Here is a 5,144-nt window from a genome sequence, read left to right on the forward strand (position 1 = left end):
TCTGGGTTTCCATCCAGCTATTCTCACGTCACTGGAGCTAAATAGATACCCCTTATGAATATACAGTTTTTTGAGCAAATTGGCTGTAACAGCCCGCGCAACTGTGGCCGCACTGCCCGCCATCGTACGCCAAGCCATCGCGCAACAAGCACCGTCGGTGACGCTGCAGCGCCTCTGCCAATGCCCGCACACCCCAGTGCGAGATTGCCCTGTGGGCTACAGTCCCGCCCTTTCAATCAACGCAAGGTACTGCCATGGCGCGCAAGCCCCAAATTGTTCTCTCTTCCCTGGATGTTGACCGTATCGAAGCCCTGATTGCAGCGATGCCCGCGAGTGTCTTTCCGGGCAAGATGGAGTTGCAGGCCGAGCTGGACCGAGCAGATGTGGTGGCGCCCGAGGAGATTCCGCCCAACGTGGTCACCATGAACTCCACGGTGAAGTTCCTGATCGTCGAGACGGGCAAGGAGTTTTGCCTGACGCTGGTCTACCCACGCGACATGGACGGCAGCGCCGACAAGATTTCCATCCTGGCCCCCGTGGGCAGTGCGCTGCTGGGCCTGGCGGTGGGCGACGAACTGGCCTGGCCTGGCCCCGGCGGCAAGGCCATGACGGTGCAGGTCAAGGAAATCGTGTACCAGCCCGAAAGCTCGGGCGAATTGCACCGCTGAGCGCGGGCATGGGGCGGCGGCGCAAGCCCGTACCGCACGGCCCCCGCGTTCAAGCCCAGTTGCTGCCCAGTTGTACCAGCACCCCGGCCGCCACCAGGCTGGCCTGCCAGCGCAGCAATGTGGGCAACGACGGCGCGTGCCGCTCCACCCGGCGGTAGAGCCACTGACCAGCCACCAATGACAGCGCAAACGCCGCCACCATGCCCAGCGCATTGGCGCCGGGCGAGGTGGGCCACAGGCTGCTGACCACCGCGTTGACCAGCAGGCACACCGCGAAGTGGATGAGAAACACCGAGTACGACATTTGCCCCAGTCGCACCAGCGGGGCCACGCCCTGCCACTGGCGTACCGCAGGGGTGCGCATGGCCCACACCAACAGCAAGGCCGTTGCAAGCGCCAGCGCAATGCGCCCCCGGAAATCCAGCACCAGAGCCACAGCGCCCAGCACGGCCATGGCCCCAACCCAGCCCGCAGCGCGCGGCGCGCGGCTGGCCCAGAAGGCCATCATGCCCAGGCCGTAGGCGCCAAAGAAATATACCGCCCACACATCCCACTGAGCGTCGCGGTTGAAGCCCCAGAGCGAGGCAGCCACCCCCGCCACCACTGCCCCCTGCCCCACCCATGCGGCGCGTTGGCGGGGCAGCCCCTGCGGCAGCGCACGCACCGCAGCGAATGCCAGGACGCTGAGGGTGAAGAGCTGAAAGTCGATGGCCACGTACCACACGCCCGCCGACAGCGATTCGTGGTCTGCCACGCTGTGCAGCAGCAGTGCGTGAGTGATCAGTTGGGCGACATCTGGGTCTCCGGGCACTGAGGGGTGATCGAACCAGGGCCGCACCAGGGCACTGACCAGCACCGTAACCAGCAACGCCACCACGTAGGGCACCACCAGCCGCACGAACCGCTTGCCCACCTGCTGCCCTGCCGAATCAAAGCGCGCCACGCCTTCCGGGGCCAGGCTGGCTGCGGCGAGATAGCCGCCCAGCACCAGGAAGATCTGGACCGCCATGCGCGCGTAGTCGTACAGCCAGGCCATGAGGTCAGGCGCCAGCGGCTGCGCGATGTCGGACATGGGGCCATAGAACGCCAGGTGGTGCGCGACGATGGCTGCACAAGCCAAACCCTTGGCGGTGTCCAGAAGTGGCAGGCGAGAGGAAACTTGAGACATGCAGACAGCGAAATTGCCGGCGCTCACCCGCAGCAGTAGCGGGCTTGGGCGATAGGAGGGCGTGGAGGTAAAGCCCTCTATTGTCCACCCGGCGGGTAAAACAGACCAAATTGCTCAAACAGCGCTATCCAGCACACCTTGTGGATCAAAGCGGCGTGGAGCGTGCTCGCATGGAAACCGCGCAGTCACAGCCCACGCTGCCCAACAAAAAAAGCGGGCCCGAGGCCCGCTTTGGCTGGTTGGAACGCGCGAAGGCTTACAGCTTGAGGCGTGCGCGGGCCTCTTCGTATTCGCGGCGCAATTTGCCCACCAGTTCGGCGGTGCTGGTCACGGCGTTGATCGCGCCAATGCCCTGGCCGCAGCCCCAGATGTCTTTCCAGGCCTTCTTGGCGTCGCCGCCAAAGTTCATCTTGCTGGGGTCAGACTCGGGCAGGTTGTCAGGGTCCAGACCCGCAGCGCGGATCGACGGTGCCAGGTAGTTACCGTGTACACCCGTGAAGAGGTTGCTGTAGACGATGTCGTCCGAATTGCTGTCCACAATGGCCTGCTTGTAGGCGTCCTGCGCGCGCGCCTCGTGCGTGGCGATGAAGGCCGAGCCGATGTACGCAAAGTCGGCACCCATGGCCTGTGCCGCCAGGATGGCACCGCCCGAGGCGATGGAGCCCGACAGCGCCAGCGGGCCGTCGAACCACTGGCGGATTTCCTGAATCAAGGCAAACGGGCTCTTGGTGCCCGCGTGGCCACCAGCACCTGCGGCCACGGCGATCAGGCCGTCTGCACCCTTTTCAATCGCCTTGTGCGCAAACTTGTTGTTGATGATGTCGTGCAGCACCACTCCGCCCCAGCTGTGCACAGCCTGGTTCACATCTTCGCGTGCGCCCAAAGACGTGATGACGATCGGCACCTTGTACTTGGCGCACACCTGCATGTCGTGCTCCAGGCGGTCGTTGCTCTTGTGCACGATCTGGTTGATGGCAAAGGGCGCGGCAGGCTTGTCGGGGTTGGCCTTGTTGTAGGCCGCCAGGGTTTCGGTGATTTCGGCCAGCCATTCGTCCAGCAACTCGGCCGGGCGGGCATTGAGTGCAGGCATGGAGCCCACCACACCCGCCTTGCACTGCTCAATGACCAGCTTGGGGTTGCTGATGATGAACAGCGGCGAGCCAATCACAGGCAATGACATGTTTTGCAACACGGGAGGCAATTTGGACATGGGCAACGACTTCCAGAAACAGGTTTTGATCAAAACAGCCCTCTAGCGCTTATTCAGCAAGCGCCAGCAGCTATTATTTTTATAGCAAAGGCCTGCACCCTGCACAGGCCTTGTCTCACTCCCTAGCGGGTAGGCGCCCGCTGTCAGAAGGCTTCCAGCGCCAGCTCGGTCACGCTGGCTGCGCCTTCCACAATGCTGTCGCGCAGGCCAGGGGCCTTCACCAGAATGTGGTCAGCGTAGAACTGGGCCGTGGTGATTTTTGCGCGCATGAAGGCTTCGTCCTGTCCCTTTTGCAACAGGTCCTGCGCCACCAGCAGGCTGCGCGCCAGTTGCCAGCCCGCCACCACATTGCCCGCCAGCATCAGGTAGGGCACGCTGCCAGCAAACACAGCGTTGGGCTGGGCCTTGGTGCCACCGGCCACGAAGTCGATCACGTCGAGCAGCGCCTTGCGCGCCGCCGTGAGGCGTTTGGCCACGGCCAGCGCGGCAGGGGTGTCGCTGGCCAGCAGATCGGCCTCGGTCTTCTCGATCTGCGCAGCAATGCCCTTGGCCACCTGGCCGCCATCGCGGGCTGTCTTGCGGCCCACGAGGTCGTTGGCCTGGATGGCGGTAGTGCCTTCGTAAATGGTCAGGATCTTGGCGTCGCGGTAGTACTGGGCCGCGCCAGTTTCTTCAATGAAACCCATGCCGCCGTGCACCTGCACGCCCAGGCTGGTCACCTCCAGGCTGGTCTCGGTGCTGTAGCCCTTGACCAGCGGCACCATGAATTCGTAGAACGCCTGGTTTTGCTTGCGCGTATCGGCATCAGGGTGGTGGTGCGCTGCATCAAACGCGGCGGCAGCCACGGTGGCCATGGCACGGCAGCCTTCCACCGTGGCGCGCATGGTCATCAGCATGCGCTTCACATCGGGATGGTGAATGATGGGTGCGCTGGCAGCGATGCTGCCATCCACAGGGCGGCTTTGCACACGGTCTTTGGCGTACTGCACGGCCTTTTGATAGGCGCGTTCAGAGATCGCAATGCCCTGCATGCCCACCGCATAGCGCGCGGCGTTCATCATGATGAACATGTATTCAAGGCCACGGTTTTCCTCGCCCACCAGGTAGCCCACAGCACCGCCGTGGTCACCGAACTGCAGCACGGCGGTGGGCGATGCCTTGATGCCCAGCTTGTGCTCGATGCTCACGCAGTGCGCGTCGTTGCGGGCACCCAGCGTGCCGTCCTTGTTGACCATGAACTTCGGCACCACAAACAGGCTGATGCCCTTGACGCCCTCGGGCGCGCCCTGCACGCGGGCCAGCACCAGGTGAATGATGTTCTCGGCCATGTCGTGCTCACCGTAGGTGATGAAGATCTTGGTGCCGAAGATTTTGTAGGTGCCATCGGGCTGGGGTTCAGCGCGCGTGCGCACCAGGGCCAGATCCGAGCCCGCCTGGGGTTCGGTCAGGTTCATGGTGCCGGTCCACTCGCCGGTCACCAGCTTTTCAAGGTAAGTGGCCTTGAGCTCATCGCTACCGGCGGTGAGCAACGCCTCAATCGCGCCATCGGTCAGCAGCGGGCACAGCGCGAAGCTCATGTTGGCGCTGTTGGTCATCTCGATGCAGGCAGCGCCGATGGTCTTGGGCAGGCCCTGGCCGCCAAAGTCGGCTGGGTGCTGCAGGCCTTGCCAGCCGCCCTCGGCGTACTGGCGGAAGGCCTCCTTGAAGCCGGGGGTGGTGGTAACCACGCCGTCTTTCCAGCTCGAGGGGTTCTTGTCGCCTTCCCAGTTGAGCGGAGCCAGCACGCCTTCATTGAACTTGGCGCACTCTTCCAGCACGGCGGCGGCGGTGTCCAGGCCTGCGTCTTCAAAGCCGGGGATCTGGGCGATCTGTTCAATGTTGGCCAGGTGCTCGATGGCGAACAACATGTCCTTGACGGGTGCGGTGTAACTCATGGATGTCTCCGAGAAAGCGATATTTCGTCAAAAAAAAGGCATCGCGAGCGATGCCTTTGTACGCAGTTGGCGTTCTTACAGGGCCTTGACCAATTCCGGCACAGCCGTGAACAAGTCCGCCTCCAGCCCATAGTCCGCCACGCTGAAGATCGGCGCTTCCGGAT

5 protein-coding genes are annotated in these 5,144 nt (G+C 63.4%); 1 reads left to right on the top strand and 4 read right to left on the bottom strand.

The genetic code is table 11. The features are described 5' to 3' along the window. Positions 1–254 precede the first annotated feature (254 nt). Positions 255–668, top strand: a complete 414-nt coding sequence (gene rnk / locus IHV84_RS19945) for a nucleoside diphosphate kinase regulator (RefSeq protein ID WP_066692358.1) — start codon at positions 255–257, stop codon at positions 666–668. Between the two features lie 49 nt (positions 669–717). Here the strand turns inward: rnk and IHV84_RS19950 are convergent, their stop codons facing one another. The 4 genes from IHV84_RS19950 to IHV84_RS20575 form a co-directional block, all read right to left on the bottom strand. Beyond that, positions 718–1,836 (bottom strand): acyltransferase, encoded by a 1,119-nt coding sequence (locus tag IHV84_RS19950; protein WP_198848134.1) that lies wholly within the window; start codon positions 1,834–1,836, stop codon positions 718–720. A gap of 256 nt (positions 1,837–2,092) precedes the next feature. Beyond that, complete coding sequence (locus IHV84_RS19955; RefSeq protein WP_044403012.1) at positions 2,093–3,046, bottom strand: nitronate monooxygenase family protein; 954 nt, start codon at positions 3,044–3,046, stop codon at positions 2,093–2,095. Between the two features lie 143 nt (positions 3,047–3,189). After that, on the bottom strand, positions 3,190–4,980 hold the full coding sequence (locus IHV84_RS19960) for an acyl-CoA dehydrogenase (protein ID WP_198848135.1): 1,791 nt from the start codon (positions 4,978–4,980) through the stop codon (positions 3,190–3,192). 75 nt (positions 4,981–5,055) lie between these two features. Beyond that, on the bottom strand, positions 5,056–5,144 hold an 89-nt coding region (locus tag IHV84_RS20575), incomplete at its 5' end, for an electron transfer flavoprotein subunit alpha (RefSeq protein ID WP_233100048.1).

It is taken from the genome of Acidovorax sp. IB03, assembly GCF_016406015.1.
Lineage (GTDB): Bacteria > Pseudomonadota > Gammaproteobacteria > Burkholderiales > Burkholderiaceae_C > Acidovorax > Acidovorax temperans.